Genomic DNA, 17258 nt, shown 5'->3' on the forward strand with positions numbered 1-17258 from the left:
GGACGGAATAGCAAGTTTGGCGACGATCTAGGGATTCGCCCAATCCACGGGCTGATGTCCCGCATAGGATACATCAGCCTAGAACACAAGGAGTGAAACACATGTCTTTACAGCCACAAGTTCCTTTCGGAACGCAACCGGGTACTCCGGGTCCATTCATGCCGTCAGGTCCTTCATTTCCACAATTCCCCGACATGCAGGATCCATTCTCGTCTCCAGTAGGTCCGCCACCAGGCCCAGGATCATTTTCGCCACAGCCATTCTCACCGCCGCCACAGGGGCCGTTAGGTCCGCAAGGCGGGCAGCAAGCTCAAGCACCCACTTCCCCACCACCATCATTTACGCCACCAAAGCCGCTAGTTTCTACATTTGCAGTTGACCCTGGAGCCATGTTTGGTTGCCTGTACCGCAATACGTTTGTATGGCTGACGAATGGAGAGCGCTTCTGGATGTACCCCGTATTTATAGGCAGAACATCCGTAGCGGGTTTTCGGTGGAGTGGACGTTTTTGGTTTTATTATGGTGTAGACACTAACCGTATTGAATCGTTTAGTTGTTTTTGGTAATAGCGCAGCTTTAGGGAAGAACGGGGCTTAATTGGGTGATGGCTGATAGCACTGACAAAAGAGCAAGAATGGGCGAATGAGATAAGTGAAATAAAGATAAAAAGACTGGGAGAACGCTCATGGCGTTTCCCCAGTCTTTTTTTGCTATTACTCCAGCCACCATCGTTTAAAATTGCCCCACCACGATTTTTTTTCGGCCTGTCGCTCCGCTTGATCGGTAGGCGTCGCTGCGGGTGGATTATTCTGCCCCGATAGGGTCTCCTTCGGCTCGGTACCGCTGACGAAAACCTCCAGCCGCTTATTGGGGCTGTCCGGGGCAGCCAGCTTGCCGCTGTCCGGGTCAATATAGGCGCTGACTACGCCGTCAGGGATTGGAAAGATTTTGGGCGGCACATTCTCCAGTGCTTTTTCCGTATATTGTGCGAAAATCGGTGCCGCCCGCCGGGCATCCTGCGTGCTGATGTCCTTGCCTTTGTCATATCCGACCCAAACAGCGGTGGATAGTTCGGGGGTAAAGCCGACCATCCACGCGTCCGTATTGGTCGTGCCGCTTTTGCCGGCAACCGGGCGCTTGATCAGCTTCGCGACCCGGTTGCCAGTGCCGCCTTCCTCGAACACGCCTTCCATGAGGCGTGTGAGGACATAGGCGGAGGCGGGCTTCACCACCTGCACGGGCGCGGCCTGCGGTGCTTCGTACAGCGATCGCCCGGCTGCATCGGTGATGCGCAGCACCGCCACCGGAGCCACCTTTTGCCCGCCACTGCTGATGACCGAGAAGGCTGAGGCCATCTCGAACGGGCTGACGGGCGATACGCCTAGTGCTAGCGAAGGCACGGGCTTGAGCTCGCTCGTAATGCCCATTTTGCTAGCGAGGTCCATGACCTTGTCCGCTCCCACCTGTAGAATGGTGCTAACGGCATAAATATTATCAGACGCCGCAATGGCGCGCCGCAGATCTATTTCGCCCAAATATTTGTCTCCAAAATTTTTGGGCTTATAAGTTTTGCGGTTGTTGTCATAGTGGAACAACGTCGGCCGGCTTTCGAATTTGGACGTACTCGTCAATTGGCCGGAATCCAGCGCGCTGAGATACATAATCGGCTTGAAAGAGGAGCCTGGCTGCCGGGTTGTGGCCAGTGCATGGTTGTATTGATTCCCGACATAGTTCGTTCCGCCGACCATGGCCTTGACATGCCCGTTCCGTGGGTCCATGGAGATTAGTGCAGTTTCCAGTCCGTTGCTATTCTTCATGCCCTCATGGACAGCCGCCTCGGCTGCCTGCTGCATGTGCATGTCCAGCGTCGTATAAATGCTCAGCCCGCCATGCTCAAGCATCGCTTCGCTAATGCCAAATTGATGAGTCACTAGCTGGCGAACGTAATCGCGGAACCAGGGAGCAGCCTCCACTGTCCGACGCTGGCTTTCGGGCCGCAGAGCCAGTATCTCATCATAGGCCTTGGTGGCTTCAGCAGGTGTGATTTTGCCGATGAGCGCCATCGAGTCCAGTACAATTTTCTGCCGATCCTTTGCGTTTTTCATATGATTATATGGTGAATAGTAGGTCGGTCCTTTCGGAATACCTGCCAATAGGGCACTTTCGGCCAAATCCAGATCCTTTGCGGATTTACCAAAATACATTTGCGAAGCCGCTTCAATGCCGTAGGCGCCATGCCCATAGTAAATTTCATTCAAATACATTTGCAGCAGCTCATTCTTGGAATACTTCATTTCAAGCTGTGCGGTATAGATGGCCTCTTTGGCCTTGCGCGTCCACGTTTTCTCGTGAGACAAGTAGAGATTGCGTGCAAGTTGCTGAGTCAGCGTGCTCGCCCCTTGTGACATATCCCAGCGGGTCAGATTAACAATTATCGCCCGGCCCAATCCTTTGAAATCAAAGCCAAAATGATCGTAAAATTTCCGGTCCTCCACGGCCAGTGTAGCTGCTATTAAATCGGGCGAAATGTGATCCAACTGGACAGGGATAGACTCCTTGCCTCTGGCAGAGAAGGTGGCAATGACTTGCCCCTGACTATCGAGCAGACGTGAATTTCGATCCGTATCGGCGAGCGGAAGGCTGGTTGTGTACAAATAGGCGAGCAGAATGCAGGCGGCGATGACCGTCAGAATCGTGAGAGACATCAGTCCTTGCAAGCATCGAAGCCAAAGCGGTTTACGCTTGGAGGATCGCCCGGTCGTATCGGTCATCATGCCACCTCCTTCCATAGTTGATGTTCTCAGTATAGTCAATCCGAAAGCGTATATTCATTAGATTCGCATACGTATCCATTTTAAACAAGATTAAGCCTTTAAAATGCTTTTGCAGTCCATTCGGGTATTATTTATAATGCAAAAAGTGTGAAATTCAAGTGTGTTTGGTACAATAAAAATAGCAAACTCGGCGTTTGTGTGTTGCAGTTATAAGGAAAGTCCATGTTTATGCTACCGAATTGCCGGACACATACTTTGATCAGAAAGAAGGTTGGAAGGATGGACTTGTGGTTTACGGAGAAGCAGACTCCCTCTTTCGGTATTACAGCAAAAATCAAACAAACCTATGTCTCTGAGAAAACAGATTTTCAGGATCTGGCAATGATCGAGACAGTGGAATTCGGCAATATGCTTGTTCTGGACGGCATGGTGATGACAACGGTTAAAGACGAATTTGTATATCACGAAATGGTAGCGCATCCAGCGCTGAATACACATCCGAATCCGAAAAAGGTTTTGGTTGTGGGCGGCGGCGATGGCGGCGTTATCCGTGAGGTCATCAAGCATCCTGAAGTTGAAAAAGCCGTATTGGTTGAGATTGACGGTAAAGTCATTGAATATTCTAAAAAATACTTGCCTGAAATTGCGGGGAAGTTGGACGAGCCGAATGTGGAAGTGCTGGTCAATGACGGTTATATGCATATTATCGAACACAAAAATGAATACGATGTGATTATGGTCGATTCAACAGAGCCGGTTGGTCCAGCAGCGCCGCTATTCGAACGTGGGTTCTACCAAGGTATTTTTGAGGCGCTGAAAGAAGACGGCATTTTCGTGGCGCAGACGGATAATCCTTGGTTCAAGGCTGATCTGATTCAGAAGGTCAACAAAGATGTAAAAGAGATTTTCCCGATTGTGCGTGTGTACGGTGCAAACATTCCAACCTATCCGAGCGGTCTTTGGACATTCACACTGGGCAGTAAGAAATATGACCCGCTTGAAGTGGACGAGACCCAAATTCCGGAGATGGACACCCGATATTACAGTCCGCGCCTGCACAAAGCAGCGTTTGTACTGCCTAAATTTGTAGAAGATTTAACGAAGTAAACATTTTAAGAAGCGTCTTAGTGATCTTTATGCCCAGTATAGGGCGAAAAGAGCGCTATAGACGCTTTTTTGTATGAAACCAGAGTGTATTAGGCTTGAACATATAGTGGACACCGAATTTCCTTTTAAGATAAAAGAAGGAAATTTAAGGGTGTATGTAGAACATACAAAAAACCAGACATTAAACAGATTTGTACTATCGACAGGGGAGGTTTGGTTATGGAAATTCATAATTTGGTGATGTACCAAAGAGGGGGAGACTTTTTTGATCAGACGCTCTTTTTATTACCTATGGGGATCTCAGACGATCTCTAACGCAGCAGATATTATCTATATGTTGAGTGTGGTGGTGTTGGTATTCAGTGCAAGTAATTCCTTAATGACGACCATTTTAATTCCGTTGTTCCGATTGTCGGCTCAAGTGGTTAGTGGGCTTGTAGCACCGATCGTGCTCGGTCGATTTCGGCTGACGCAGGTTCTGCTATTTTCCCAGTTTGGGCAGTTTGTCATTTTTACACTGCTGCTGCTTTATTTATGGATTGTACCTGAGCAAAGGTCGTTTCTGTTTATTTTTGTGATGGTATTTGGCATGTCTTTTTTGGATGGATGGACCAATCCTGCGCGTAATGCGCTTGTACCCCGTTTGGCTACTGGCGAGGGACTCATGCGAGCTAACGGTATGGTAGCGGTCAGTGATCAGGTGGTCAAGTGTGCAGGCTGGGCGTTGAGTGGAATGATTGTCGCTTGGCTGGGTTCCTTGAACACGCTTGTAATCGCATCCTGTTGTTATCTCGTGGCTGTAACTGTCACGTCCTTCATTCGTGATCCGCTGGATCAAAAGGAATTAAACTCCGCATCTTCAAAGTCCTCAGCAGATGTAATAGAACCCGCAAAGGAACAGGAGAAAGACTCCCAATGGAAAGAGCTTGGGGAAGGATGGAAAATTATCTGGCATAACCGTCGTATTCGTTCTCTGATGATTGTCGATAGCGTAGATAGTATTGGGGGAGTCTCCTGGCTTGGCGTATTTATTTTGGCGTACGTCAGTCAAGTACTGCATCGGGATGCGAGCTGGTGGGGCTTTATGAATGCATCCTTTTTCTCCGGTACCATTTTGGGCGGATTGATTGTGGTTGGCTTGGTCAAACGATTGCAAAAGAACAGCTTTTTGTACATGCTTGGGGCATTGCTGGTATATGTTCTGATTACCATTGTATTTGCGCTGAATACCATTCCCGTGGCTGCGCTTATTCTTTTTGCTGTGTCAGGTTTACCTGTTCAAATGGCAGGTATTATTCGCCGCACCTTGCTGCAAACCAGTGCACCGGCAGCCCAGCTGCCCAAAGTAATGGCAGGAATTGATGTGCTTACCAATCTCGCTTTTGGTCTGGCTTTATTATTTATGGGCTGGTATGCTGACCGATTTGGTATGGTGCAGGTGTATTTGCTGGCTGCGGCTATGACTACCATTGCTGTTCTGATCGGCTGGTGGTATCGACGTGACTTTCAGGAAGACGAACCTGTTGATCATCCAACCGCTACGGGAGCAGGAATTTAAGATTGGCGTTCTCGTTAGGCATGATATCATTCATTGGATGACTACATAATTAAATGCAGGTTTAAAATCGACTGTGACGATTGGGGAGAAAGTCTGCCATTTTCGTTCAATTTACAGGAACACCACTGGAATACGTTGACGGTGGTGTTCCTTTTAAAATTATATAGTACGTCTGCTGATCGGGATGCGCCATTCCTAATGTCAGACCCGTTTGCTCGTAAGATATGTTTTGACGGAAGGAGGAGTATAATTAGTGAATTTATGTAGGATTCCTTGTGGAGTCGTATCCGTAATTACCATCGAACGATATTTTTCCTGCATAAATTGTTCCGCGGCCATACGATCAAACAAGGAAATAAGAGGATCGTAATAATGGTTAATATTTAAAAGCCCACATGGCTTTTCATGCAAGCCTAATTGCGCCCATGTGAAAATTTCAAAATATTCCTCCATCGTACCTGGACCACCTGGTAAAGCAATGAAACCGTCCGCAATCTCTGCCATTTTAGATTTGCGTTCGTGCATGGAATCAACAATGATTAATTCGCTCAGGCCATTATGTGCAATTTCACGGCTTTGCAAAAAGTAAGGGAGCACACCAATGACGCGACCTCCTGCATGAAGTGCTGCGTCAGCCACTGCACCCATTAGACCCACATTTGCTCCTCCATAAACCAGGCTTATTTCCTGTTCGGCAAGTGCCTTGCCCAGAGCAACAGCATGCTCTCGATAAACCTCAGACGCTCCATTACTGGAACCGCAAAAAACAGCGATACTTTTCATATGAGATTCTCCTTATGTATATCTTTTTGCAAGTTTTTGCTGGTGTGTTTGAAATATATCCTCCAAGGTGATGTCATACTTGTTGGCGATCACGATGAGATTACCCAGTACGTCTCCAAGTTCTTCGGTTAAATGTTCCTTGTTCTCCTCGAATGAACCGTCGATCTCATCTGGCCGGTCTCTGCCAATTTCCAGGGCGCGGATAGCTCTCGCAACCTCCCCCGTTTCCTCTGCCAGGAAACCGATTCGGACAAAGATATCCAAGTCTGACCAGTTTCTATCCTGATAATATTGCTTTACCCACTTTTGAAATTCATTAATGTCCATATTCAGCCTCCCAACTGCAACTCCATGCATAAATGTTGGCTACTCACAAAACCATAAGGTTTAGATGGTATAGAAACATTTGTTCGTGTTTTTATTATATAATATAAGGTGGGATTTATCAAAGAAAAATAAAAAAGCCAGTTGCTTAAAAAGCAATTGGCTTTTTTAAAGACGTTGAGCTTATTGATGTGACCGTATCTGCTCAGCCTTTTTAAGCCGTAGTGAACTGGCTGTTATAGAGCGAGGCATAATGGCCGCCGCTGGCGAGCAGTCCTTCATGGGTGCCGCTTTCGACGACATCGCCGTTTTTCATGTATAAAATCAGATCCGCTTCACGGATGGTTGATAGCCTGTGAGCGATGACGAAGCTGGTGCGTCCGTCGATCATTTTCATGAAGGCCTTTTGGATGCGGGCCTCTGTAAGGGTATCTATGCTACTGGTTGCTTCATCCAGAATGAGCATAGGTGGATCGACGAGAATTACTCTCGCGATGGTAAGCAGCTGCTTTTGCCCTTGTGACAGGCTGTCGCTCGACCCGCTGATGACCGTATCGTAACCATGAGGCAGGCGCTTGATAAAGCCATGCGCATTAGCAGCTGTCGCAGCCGCAATGACTTCTTCGTCCGTGGCCTCTGGCTTCCCATAGGCGATATTGTCACGAATCGTTCCGCTGAACAGCCATGTATCCTGAAGCACCATGCCAAAGTTAGTCCGCAGGCTATCCCGGCTCATATCGTTGATATTCACTCCGTCGATGGAGATCGAACCGCTGTCCACATCGTAAAAGCGCATAAGCAGGTTAACGAGTGTTGTTTTGCCTGCACCGGTCTGTCCGACGATAGCTACGCGAGTGCCCGGTTTGACCTCCAAACTAAAGTTCGTAATAAGCGTTCGTCCCGGATTATAGGAGAATTTTACATGATCAAACAGAATCGTGCCTTTACTGCGCTCCAGCTGCACGGCGTTCGGTTTTTCCGGTTGTTCCGGCGGCGAATCCAAAATAGCAAATATACGCTGGGCAGAAGCTGTCGCAGCCTGAAACTGCGTTAATACCCCTGTAATTTCATTAAAAGGCTTGGCGAACAAATTGGTGTAAATGAGAAAGCTCGACAAACCGCCTACCGAAATTCCACCCAAAATGATCGAAATACAGCCAATCATAGCGGTGACTGAAAAAGTCATGTTGTTGACCAATCGGGTGGAAGGGTTGGACAAAGATCCGTAAAACTGTGATTTCACCCCGGCTTGGTACAGCTGTTCGTTTCTGGCGGAAAATTCCTCAAACGAGCGCTTTTCATAATGAAAGGCAGTCACTACCCGCTGTCCGCCGATCATTTCCTCCACATATCCGTTCAGGCTTCCTAAAATTTTGGCCTGCTCGCGGAACATGCGTTGCGATTTTGTAGTAATGAACCGTGCAACGCCATATGTGATGGGGGCAGACACCAAGACCACCAGCGTCATCACCGGACTGATATACAGCATGAGTACAATCGAACCAATAATGGTAATCAATCCAGTGATCAAAGTGGAAAAGCCCTGCAACAATCCATCCGACACGGCATCCATATCGTTCACAAAACGGCTAATGCTATCTCCTTGTGGATGATTGTCGTGAAAGCTTAGCGGAAGGATATTAAAATGATCGAATAACTCCCGTCGCATATCATTTACAGTCTGAAAAGCAATGCGGTTCGTCAAATATGTGAGCAGCCAGCTAAATAGACTGCCTACAACATATACAATACCTAATCCAAAAAGAATCAACGCAATGCCTCTAAAGTCTACCGCTCCTTTATTCACCATATGGTCGATAGCCCGACCAATCATATAGGGCCCGATCAGACTGGCAAGCACGCTGAGAATCGCGCTGACGATAACCCAAAACGTTGTTGATTTATATTGACCGACATAGTTTAATAATCTTTTCCAGGTTTCCTTGCCACTCATTGGTCCACCTCCTGCGTTGAGAGCTGGGAGCGATTAATTTCCTGGTATACTTCCGAACTGCTCATCAACTGATCATGTGTGCCGATCCCGACAATTCGGCCTTCATCAAATACAATGATTTTATCGGCATGCTGTACACTGCTTACTCGTTGGGAGACCAGCAGAACAGTCATGCGAGAGCTATTTTCCCGTAGCGATTTCCGAAGGGCGGCGTCAGTTGCGAAATCAAGTGCGCTTGAGGAATCATCCAAAATCAGAATTTCCGGATTGCCTACAATAGCTCTGGCAATGGTAAGTCGCTGCTTTTGCCCGCCTGACAGATTAAGCCCTCCTCGGGTGATCGGGGCATCGAATTTTTCCGGCAAGTTGGAAATAAACTCATCCGCTTGCGCAATGGCTGCGGCCCTGGCGACATCCTCATCGGTGGCGTGTTCACGCCCCCATCGGATATTATCCGCTATAGTCCCCGTGAACAGCAGGGCCTTTTGGGGGACTATCCCGATTTTCTTCCGCAATTGCTCCAATTTATAGTGCCGTACGTCCATGCCATCGACCTGTACGCAACCCTCCACTGCATCATAGAAGCGGGGAATGAGATTCACAAAGGTGGATTTCCCTGAGCCCGTTCCTCCTATGATCCCAACTGTTTCACCGGGATAGATGTCTACCACTATGTCACTAAGTGCCAATTGTCCTGTCTTATTGTAGCCAAAGGAGACGTGATCAAAAGAGATGGCTGGTACAGGACTGTTCTTACCTGTCTCTTTCCTGCTAATAGATGTGGAAGGGTCAGAATCGGAAATCGATGCTTCCGTATCCAGAACCTCCTGAATTCTCGCTGCTGAAGTGGCTGCCTTGGTGAACAGGATAATAAGATTCGTCACCACGATCAGGGCCAGCAAAATTTGCGTAATGTAATTAATAAACGCAATAATCTCTCCTTGAGTAAGAGAGCCATATTGGATATGGATACCGCCGATCCACAGGATGGCAATAATAGCTCCGTTGACCACCAGTAAGGTGGCTGGGCTCAGCAGAGCAGAAATACGTCCGACACGAATGGCGGTCTGGGTTAGATCATCTGAGGCGGTATTGAACTTTACCCGTTCAGCTCCTCTTTTGGCAAATGCACGTATAACCCGTACTCCTGTGAGATTCTCGCTTAGCACCAGAGCAATTTTATCGAGCTTCTTCTGGTATAGCTGGTACAGGGGAGAAGCCTTCGTAATGACCACATACAGGATCACAGCTAGAATGGGCGTAGCCGCCAATAGCACCAAAGCAAGGCGGAAGTCCAATATCATCGACATAATGATCGCCCCGATACAAATAAAAGGAGCACGAATGACCAGACGAATCAGCATCGCCACAGCCGTTTGAAGCTGATTAACATCATTCGTAATTCGGTTGATGAGAGAGGGCGTCCCAAATTTATCGAGATCCGCATAAGAAAACGATGAAATATGCTTAAACATGGTGTTGCGCAGTGTGGTTCCGAATCCTTGGGAAGCACGGGCTGCGTAAAACTGGCACACGAGAGAACTGCCAAAGCCCAGAATAGTCATGAGCAACATCAACAGGCCCAATTGCCATACATAATGGGTATCTCCCCTACCGACGCCATGATTAATCATTAAAGCTACCATAGTAGGCAGCAGCAATTCCAGAATAGCCTCAATCAGTTTAAACAGAGGCCCAAGAATCGTTTCCTTTTTATAGGGTTTCAAAAAAACAGCAAATTTCAGCAAATAAACCATCACCTAACCTGAATATTGTATAAAGTTTTTTTAGTGCAATTGCATATCTGAGTATAATTATGGCATATCCCTAACCATATGAAAAATATTTAATATATATTAGAGATATAGGTTTCACATATATCAGAACCGGAGGTTCATGATGGAATTAAGGCATCTCAAGTACTTTTTAGCGATTGCCGACGCTGGACAGATTACAGCGGCAGCCAAAAAACTGCAAATTGCACAGCCTCCCTTAAGTCAACAGCTTATGCAGCTAGAGGAAGAGCTTGGTGTAAAGCTTGTGCATCGAGGCTCACGGAGCATTCGATTGACAGAGGCCGGAATCATTTTACGGAACAGAGCCAAGCAGATCTTGGAGCTGACGGATGCTACGACCAGGGAAATGAATGATTTTGCCATGGGGATGAAGGGGACGCTCACCATTGGAACAGTCTCTTCCTCTGGAGCCACCCTGATGAAAGACAGGCTTTCCGAATTTCATAAAACCTATGCGGGTGTAAAATTTGAAATTCATGAGGGAAATACCTTTAGGATTCTCGATCTTTTGAACAAAGGGATTATCGAGGTCGGTATTGTCAGAACCCCCTTTAATACCACGGATTTAGGATGCAGATATGCCGAATCCGAGCCCATGGTAGCAGTAATGACGGAAGAACATGATTGGAGTCCTGAACAGAAGACTATTTCATTGGCTGAGTTGAAGAACAGACCCCTCATTATATATCGCCGTTTTGAGCAATTGATCCACGATACCTGTATGAAGCACGGCTTTGAGCCGAACATCTTTTGCAAAAATGACGATGCCCGCACCACGCTTCATTGGGCCAACGAAGGGCTGGGTATTGGCATGATTTCGCGCTCCGCTTTGTCTTTGGGCAGCAATAATCATTTAATCGTTAAGGAAATTAGCTGTGAAGAATTGCACACACGAGTGGCGGCTGTCTGGTTGAAGGATAAATACATGTCTTCATTGGCTTCCCGGTTCATTGAAAGTTTTAGCGAGGCATCCCGTGCAGCCGACCTACAGTAGTTGAATTTTTTAAGTGTGAAAGCATCTTTTTGTAAAAACTCATTTGAATTGCAATCGGGAACTGGATATAGTAGTACAGTAGGATAGCTATAGAATGGAGTTTGAACACATGCCACACAATGCAAAGGTTCGAATCCGTCTTCATAGTCATCATGACGGAGAAGATGCGGTACAGGAGCTTCCTGGAGAAGCAATCGTTCGCGGGAAGCATCTATATATAAGGTACGAAGAGCCGCAAGAGAGTCCAGAAGGCGGTACGACACGGAACACAGTCAAAATTGGACCGGATGAGCTAAAGCTAATTCGCCACGGCGAGGTACAATCAGAGCAGTCGTTCGCGCTGGGACGCAGGTTGCCTGGATTTTACCGCTCGCCTTATTTAAACCTGAACATGTCTGCGCATACGCAGAAGCTCGATATTCGGATGGATGGTTTCACCGGACATGTGAGCTGGACCTATGATCTGTACGTATTTGAGGATTTCTCGGGGCATTTTGCCATCAGTTTGCATATACAGGAGGAGCAATAATCATGACAAGCAATCCACTGGAACTTATTAATCAAAAGGTAACCTCAGCAATTGAGGCTGCAGTGCTGGCTGCCGGAATCGTGAGCCGCGAAGAGCTGCCGACTATTACATTGGAAGTACCTAAGGACAAGTCACACGGTGACTTAGCTACCAACGTAGCAATGCAGCTCACTCGCATTGCGAAGAAGAACCCGCGTCAGATCGCTGAAGATTTGATCGCAAATATGGACTTGGCTTCCGCTTCTATTGAAAGTGCGGAAATCGCCGGACCAGGCTTTATTAACTTTCGCCTGAACAAGAGTTACCTCTATGCAGTGATTGGACAAGTACAGGAGCAAGGAGCAGATTACGGTCGTGTACACGTAGGTGCAGGCAAAAAAGTACAGATCGAATTTGTCAGCGCCAATCCGACCGGTAGTCTTCACTTGGGCCATGCACGTGGCGCAGCTGTAGGGGATGCGCTCTGTAACGTGCTTGATTTTGCAGGATATCAAGTTACTCGTGAATATTACATTAATGATGCGGGGAATCAGATTTACAATATGAGTCGTTCCATTGAGGCGCGTTATTTGCAGGAGCTGGGACAGCCTGCGGAGATGCCGGAGGACGGATACCATGGTGAGGATATCATCGGGTTTGCGAAGGAACTGGTGGCTGAGAAGGGCGATTCTTTATTGTCCATGGAACCAGGAGATCGTGCTGCCTTTTTCCGTGAATACGGTTTGGAAAAGGAACTGAATAAGATCAAGCGTGACCTGGAGCGGTTCCGTGTACCTTTTGATTCCTGGTTCAGCGAAACATCACTGTATGATAATGGTGAAGTACTTAAAGCGTTGAATGAGCTGCGTGACCGTGAGGAAATTTATGAAAAAGACGGGGCGACTTGGCTGAATACGACCAAGTATGGCGACGATAAAGACCGCGTATTGATCAAAAATGACGGCACTTATACGTACCTGACTCCGGATATTGCTTATCACCGCGACAAATACGCTCGTGGCTATGACACGATCATCAACATCTGGGGAGCGGATCACCACGGTTATATTCCGCGGATGAAGGCGGCAATGGAAGCACTGGGCAATGACCCGGATAAGCTTAAAGTGCTGATTGCCCAAATGGTCAGCTTGTTCCAAAACGGGGAAAAAGTAAAAATGTCCAAGCGTACTGGCAAGGCCGTAACGATGGAGGATCTGATGGAAGAAGTAGGCGTAGACGCGATCCGTTACTTCTTCACTATGCGTAGTATGGATTCACATCTGGATTTTGATATGGATTTGGCGATTTCCACCTCCAATGAGAATCCGGTATTCTACGTGCAATATGCACACGCACGTGCATGCAGCGTATATCGTCAAGCCGAAGAACAGGGTATTGCTGTGCTGCCATTGTCAGAAGTTGACTTGTCCAAGCTGACGGCTGAGCATGAATACGATCTGTTACGCAAAATTGGCGAGTTGCCAGAGGAAGTATCGGTGGCAGCTGCAAACTTTGCGCCGCATCGTATGATTCGCTATGTCTACGAGCTGGCATCATTGTTCCACAGCTACTATAAAGCAGAGCGTGTCATCACAGAGGATGCCGCTCAAACGCAGGCTCGTTTGGCGTTGTTTGGTGCGGTTCGCACGACCATTGCCAATGTACTGAAGCTTGTGGGTGTGTCTGCACCGGAACGTATGTAATTAAACAACTGCAACGTATTGAACTTGTAGTCATATGTATAATCGTAAAAGGAACCGTTCGTACTGCCCTCTATAGGGAGGCTCGTTCGGTTCCTTTTTTAGGAATGAGTACTTTTTAGGTATGAGTAGTTTAATAGCGTTCCAGTACCAGATTCGTTTTGAGGGAATCGGCGGGAATCAGCCATCCTTTAGATTGCAGCAGGTTAATCAGCTTGGTACGGTTGCTTGCGGCAACATTGTAACCCGAAGTTTTGAAGGAAATTTCGATGATATTGTCAGTACCCGATCCGTTTGCGCTACGAATAGGCCATATTTCAACATCAGTATCCATGCCCTGAAAGCTGCCCTCATATTTGCTGACCTCTACAGGACCGCGTACTCTGGAGTTTGCCAAGGTTTGTTTACCCCAATTGCTGCTTTTCCAGTTCTGCAGCTTGCCCGGAAGATTATCCTGCAATTGTTTTAAGGCTTGATTCGGGGAAGGCAGAGATAATCCTTTGGAGGCACTCGTTTTCTTATCATTGGAAAAGCTTAGTGTCTGCTTGTTGTATCCCCAATCCACCTCAGCCTCATAATTATCATCGGAGGCACTGAATCCTTCCTTATTCGCTTGGGTAAGTGCTGCGTCGATATTCCCGTCTGTGACCGTATAGCGTTTTTTGTAGGTTAATTCATAATTCTTTTTGTCTTCTTTCTTGCGAAATCTAACGTTCCAACCCTCGTCATTCAGTTGCAATGAGTCTGTGTCAAAATACTCGACCTTTAAGCGTTGCGCTTCCTCGCTGATTTGGAACTCATTTACGATGCCGTTTTTTAAAGAGCCATCCGCGTTGAGAACCTGAGCTGTATCTAGCAGCAACTTTACCTCATAGCTTGGCGTGGCATTGGCAGCGGCTTGTACAGGCTCTGCTCCTTTCCATCCTGTTGCGAGCAGCACTGCACTCAGAGTTACTACCGACATGAATTTGGTGATACGATGGCCTGTTTTCATTTCATCCTCTCCTGTTCGTCCAAATGGGTTACACGTTACACTTTACGGGGGGGTTGTCAGTCGAATGTCAAAGTGAGTTGGTACTCTGGTTAAAAAATACCATATTTTATATATGACAGCCAATATTTAATCTTGGTTTCATCCTAAATATTCAGTGAATCTGTGGATCAGCGCGGAGCGATGACGATCTCTGTTGCTGACCATATAAATGTGCCGCTCAACAGGCTGCCCCGGAATAGGCCTTACAACCAGTAAACCCCGCTCAACCTCTGATTGAACAGCAAGACGTGAGGCAAAGGAGATGTGTTCTCCTAGCATAACCGCCTGTTTGATGGCTTCCAGTGAATCCAATTCCAGATAGGACGGAAGCCGGCGTCGTCCGCGCTCCAGCCATTTGTCAGTCACATGGCGTGTACTTGAATCTTTTCCATGCAACACAAAAGAGGCTGAAGCGATACGCTCGGATGTCAAATCGGTTTCGCTAGCGAGCGGATGAGTGGGTGAGCAGATAAGCACCAGTTCATCCTCTCCCAGGGATTCTGAGAGTAGCGTTGGGGATTGAAACGGCTCTGCTGATATAATGCCGAGGTCAATTTCGTGGCGAGCGAGCATGTCCTTGATCACGGGCGCTGTTTTCACGGACAAGGCGATGTGAATACCCGGATGCTCGCGGGCAAACCGGTGCAGCACGGCAGGCAGCAGGTAGGTAGCGGGTACATAGCTTGCACCAATACGTATACTTCCTCGTTGGAGCGTATCAAACTCACGGACGACTCGCTCAGCCTCTGCCGCAAGTGCATTAATCTTGGTGGCATAGTGCAGCAGTGCATTTCCGGCATCCGTCAGGATGATTTTGCCCATACGTGTATCAAACAGCTTGACTCCGAATTCACGCTCCAGATTTTTCATATGAAAAGTAACAGTGGGCTGCTTTAGACCGAGAAGCTCGGCTACGGTGGTGATTTTGTGGTGCTTGTTCAGCAGCTCTACAATATGTAACTTCAGAAGACTTAAGTTCACTGAGAATGCCTCGCTTTCAGGTTAATCGAGCAATCTATTCGTTGGGCAGCAGCATCAATCGCCTCTATATAGATTAAATCTATGAGTGTTAACACAATTCATTGAAATAATTAATTTTGTTTTAACTTTCCAATAACACAGGTTGCGAATTCAAGTTTTACACTGGGGTCAGTCACAAGAACAGGCAGGTAATGCGATGAATCAGGATCTATATATTCGTGGATTAAGTAAAACCTTCGGCCAGACCACCGCGCTGCACGAGACGAACCTGGTCGTACGACGAGGCAAGTTCACCACACTGCTCGGGCCGTCCGGCTGTGGGAAGACGACGCTCTTGCGCTTGATTGCTGGTCTGGAAACACCGGATACTGGCACAATCACGATGGGAGAGGAAATTCTCTTTTCAGCTGAACGCAAAAAGGATATTCCCGCACATCTTCGCCACTTTGGTATGGTCTTTCAGGATTTTGCGCTGTGGCCGCATATGACAGTGTTTGAAAATGTGGCCTTCGGCCTGCGAGCGAGCGAGCGGGGTAAAGGGTCTGTTAGCGCACAAGGGAAGGAACTACGGGACGTGGTGCTGGAGGCGCTCGATAAGGTGAGGTTGTCAGGGATGGAGGATCGCTATCCCCATCAGTTGTCTGGTGGACAGCAGCAACGGGTATCTTTTGCAAGAGCAGTTGCTACCCGGCCTCGACTGGTTTTATTCGACGAGCCGCTTAGTGCACTGGATGCTGTGCTGCGGGAAGAGATGCGCATTGAGATGATATCGCTTGTGCGCGATCTGGGGCTGACCGCCCTATACGTCACCCATGATCAGATCGAGGCTATGTCCATGTCTGATGAAGTGGTAGTTATGAAAAGTGGACATATTTTGCAGACCGGAACACCAGAGGTGATCTATAGTCGCCCAGCTCATCCAGAGGTGGCAAGGTTTATCGGCAAATCGAACTGGCTTGAGTTGGAACGGACATTATTTCGGCCTGAGCATGTCCGTTGGGGACAGGAGCAAGCGGATCAGCACACTTTTACAGTAGAGATTCTACATATTAGCTATGTTGGCGATCGTTATGAAATCCGTCTACTAGCTGAAAATGGCGAGCAATGGACTGCATATCATTCCACCCGTTTGCAGATAGGCGAAAAAATGCATATTTGGGTATCACCGCAATACATCCATCAACTTGGAACATAGTGAAAAGGGGTATACAGAAGATGATGAATAGAAGTGGTTTTCGTGCAGGATGGAAAAAAGGGGCTATGCTTGCTTTAACATTGACTTTTGGGCTGGCTGTGGCAGGTTGCGGAACCGCTACGACAGCGAAAGATGGCGCGCGAGCAGATGGAACAACAACACCAGCGGCGTCCGCTGATCAGAAGCTGGTTGTTTACAGCGCAGGTCCGGATGGATTGGCAAAAAAGCTGGTAGCCGGGTATGAGGCACAGAGTGGAGTTAAGGTAGAGTTATTTCAGGGAACGACAGGTAAGATTTTAGCCCGCATGGAAGCGGAGAAGACGAATCCAGTAGCAGACGTGGTTGTGCTGGCATCGCTTCCGTCTGTACAGGGCTTGAAAAAGGAAGGACTCACGCTCCCCTATCCGGATGCCAAAAATGCGGACAAGCTAAACCCGGACTGGTCTGATAAGGAGGGTAACTATTTCAGTACCAGTGCCTCTGCTCTAGGTATTGCTTATAACACGAAACTGGTGAAATTCCCGCCTACTTCTTGGGCCGACTTGGCGAAA

Annotated in this window: 15 protein-coding genes; 8 read left to right on the forward strand and 7 right to left on the reverse strand. The window is 47.7% G+C overall.

Annotation, left to right across the window (positions count from 1 at the left end):
* Positions 1-101 precede the first annotated feature (101 nt).
* Positions 102-566 (forward strand): transporter, encoded by a 465-nt coding sequence (locus AC5V8P_RS05005; RefSeq protein WP_081276723.1) that lies wholly within the window; start codon positions 102-104, stop codon positions 564-566.
* A 147-nt stretch (positions 567-713) separates the two neighbouring features.
* On the opposite strand, the gene AC5V8P_RS05010 is transcribed toward AC5V8P_RS05005, so the two are convergent.
* Entirely contained in the window at positions 714-2771 is a 2058-nt protein-coding gene (locus AC5V8P_RS05010; protein ID WP_064795682.1) for a transglycosylase domain-containing protein, read from the reverse strand.
* Between the two features lie 282 nt (positions 2772-3053).
* Between AC5V8P_RS05010 and speE the strand changes: the two genes are divergently transcribed.
* Together speE and AC5V8P_RS05020 are read left to right on the forward strand one after the other, a co-directional pair.
* Positions 3054-3881 (forward strand): polyamine aminopropyltransferase, encoded by an 828-nt coding sequence (gene speE, locus AC5V8P_RS05015; protein WP_064795681.1) that lies wholly within the window; start codon positions 3054-3056, stop codon positions 3879-3881.
* A gap of 265 nt (positions 3882-4146) precedes the next feature.
* Positions 4147-5439, forward strand: coding sequence for an MFS transporter (locus AC5V8P_RS05020; protein ID WP_064795680.1), 1293 nt, complete (start codon positions 4147-4149; stop codon positions 5437-5439).
* Between the two features lie 201 nt (positions 5440-5640).
* On the opposite strand, the gene AC5V8P_RS05025 is transcribed toward AC5V8P_RS05020, so the two are convergent.
* From AC5V8P_RS05025 to AC5V8P_RS05040, 4 genes are all read right to left on the reverse strand, one after another.
* A complete protein-coding gene (locus tag AC5V8P_RS05025; RefSeq protein ID WP_049825436.1) occupies positions 5641-6222 on the reverse strand; it encodes an LOG family protein in 582 nt (193 codons plus the stop codon).
* A gap of 12 nt (positions 6223-6234) precedes the next feature.
* Positions 6235-6549: a MazG nucleotide pyrophosphohydrolase domain-containing protein gene (locus AC5V8P_RS05030; protein ID WP_049825437.1), complete on the reverse strand. Its 315-nt coding sequence runs from the start codon at positions 6547-6549 to the stop codon at positions 6235-6237.
* 211 nt (positions 6550-6760) lie between these two features.
* Positions 6761-8500: an ABC transporter ATP-binding protein gene (locus AC5V8P_RS05035; RefSeq protein ID WP_064795679.1), complete on the reverse strand. Its 1740-nt coding sequence runs from the start codon at positions 8498-8500 to the stop codon at positions 6761-6763.
* On the reverse strand, positions 8497-10248 hold the full coding sequence (locus tag AC5V8P_RS05040; protein ID WP_064795678.1) for an ABC transporter ATP-binding protein: 1752 nt from the start codon (positions 10246-10248) through the stop codon (positions 8497-8499). The genes AC5V8P_RS05035 and AC5V8P_RS05040 overlap by 4 nt, the downstream gene beginning before the upstream one ends.
* 151 nt (positions 10249-10399) lie before the next feature.
* On the opposite strand from AC5V8P_RS05040, the gene AC5V8P_RS05045 reads away from it, so the two are divergent.
* The 3 genes from AC5V8P_RS05045 to argS all read left to right on the forward strand — a co-directional run bounded on the left by AC5V8P_RS05045 (position 10400) and on the right by argS (position 13501).
* On the forward strand, positions 10400-11290 hold the full coding sequence (locus AC5V8P_RS05045; protein ID WP_064795677.1) for a LysR family transcriptional regulator: 891 nt from the start codon (positions 10400-10402) through the stop codon (positions 11288-11290).
* Between the two features lie 94 nt (positions 11291-11384).
* Positions 11385-11819 carry a YwiB family protein gene (locus AC5V8P_RS05050; protein ID WP_081276722.1) on the forward strand — a complete coding sequence of 145 codons (435 nt, stop codon included), beginning with the start codon at positions 11385-11387 and terminating at the stop codon, positions 11817-11819.
* A 2-nt stretch (positions 11820-11821) separates the two neighbouring features.
* Entirely contained in the window at positions 11822-13501 is a 1680-nt protein-coding gene (gene argS / locus AC5V8P_RS05055) for an arginine--tRNA ligase (protein ID WP_064795676.1), read from the forward strand.
* Positions 13502-13631: 130 nt separating this feature from the next.
* On the opposite strand, the gene AC5V8P_RS05060 is transcribed toward argS, so the two are convergent.
* Both AC5V8P_RS05060 and AC5V8P_RS05065 read right to left on the reverse strand, forming a co-directional pair.
* Positions 13632-14492, reverse strand: a complete 861-nt coding sequence (locus AC5V8P_RS05060) for a hypothetical protein (RefSeq protein WP_064795675.1) — start codon at positions 14490-14492, stop codon at positions 13632-13634.
* A 138-nt stretch (positions 14493-14630) separates the two neighbouring features.
* On the reverse strand, positions 14631-15512 hold the full coding sequence (locus AC5V8P_RS05065; protein WP_064795674.1) for a LysR family transcriptional regulator: 882 nt from the start codon (positions 15510-15512) through the stop codon (positions 14631-14633).
* A gap of 196 nt (positions 15513-15708) precedes the next feature.
* Between AC5V8P_RS05065 and AC5V8P_RS05070 the strand changes: the two genes are divergently transcribed.
* Together AC5V8P_RS05070 and AC5V8P_RS05075 are read left to right on the forward strand one after the other, a co-directional pair.
* Complete coding sequence (locus AC5V8P_RS05070; protein ID WP_064795673.1) at positions 15709-16707, forward strand: ABC transporter ATP-binding protein; 999 nt, start codon at positions 15709-15711, stop codon at positions 16705-16707.
* Positions 16708-16727: 20 nt separating this feature from the next.
* The coding region (locus AC5V8P_RS05075) for an extracellular solute-binding protein (RefSeq protein ID WP_495473568.1) at positions 16728-17258 on the forward strand (531 nt) is incomplete at its 3' end.

It is taken from the genome of Paenibacillus sp. N119s (genome assembly GCF_059447605.1).

Bases quoted from the DNA above. Each gene is read 5' to 3' on its own strand.
- AC5V8P_RS05005 (WP_081276723.1), top strand. From the start codon at position 102: ATGTCTTTACAGCCACAAGTTCCTTTCGGAACGCAACCGGGTACTCCG.
- AC5V8P_RS05010 (WP_064795682.1), bottom strand. From the start codon at position 2,771: ATGACCGATACGACCGGGCGATCCTCCAAGCGTAAACCGCTTTGGCTT.
- speE (WP_064795681.1), top strand. From the start codon at position 3,054: ATGGACTTGTGGTTTACGGAGAAGCAGACTCCCTCTTTCGGTATTACA.
- AC5V8P_RS05025 (WP_049825436.1), bottom strand. From the start codon at position 6,222: ATGAAAAGTATCGCTGTTTTTTGCGGTTCCAGTAATGGAGCGTCTGAG.
- AC5V8P_RS05030 (WP_049825437.1), bottom strand. From the start codon at position 6,549: ATGGACATTAATGAATTTCAAAAGTGGGTAAAGCAATATTATCAGGAT.
- AC5V8P_RS05035 (WP_064795679.1), bottom strand. From the start codon at position 8,500: ATGAGTGGCAAGGAAACCTGGAAAAGATTATTAAACTATGTCGGTCAA.
- AC5V8P_RS05045 (WP_064795677.1), top strand. From the start codon at position 10,400: ATGGAATTAAGGCATCTCAAGTACTTTTTAGCGATTGCCGACGCTGGA.
- AC5V8P_RS05050 (WP_081276722.1), top strand. From the start codon at position 11,385: ATGGAGTTTGAACACATGCCACACAATGCAAAGGTTCGAATCCGTCTT.
- argS (WP_064795676.1), top strand. From the start codon at position 11,822: ATGACAAGCAATCCACTGGAACTTATTAATCAAAAGGTAACCTCAGCA.
- AC5V8P_RS05060 (WP_064795675.1), bottom strand. From the start codon at position 14,492: ATGAAAACAGGCCATCGTATCACCAAATTCATGTCGGTAGTAACTCTG.
- AC5V8P_RS05070 (WP_064795673.1), top strand. From the start codon at position 15,709: ATGAATCAGGATCTATATATTCGTGGATTAAGTAAAACCTTCGGCCAG.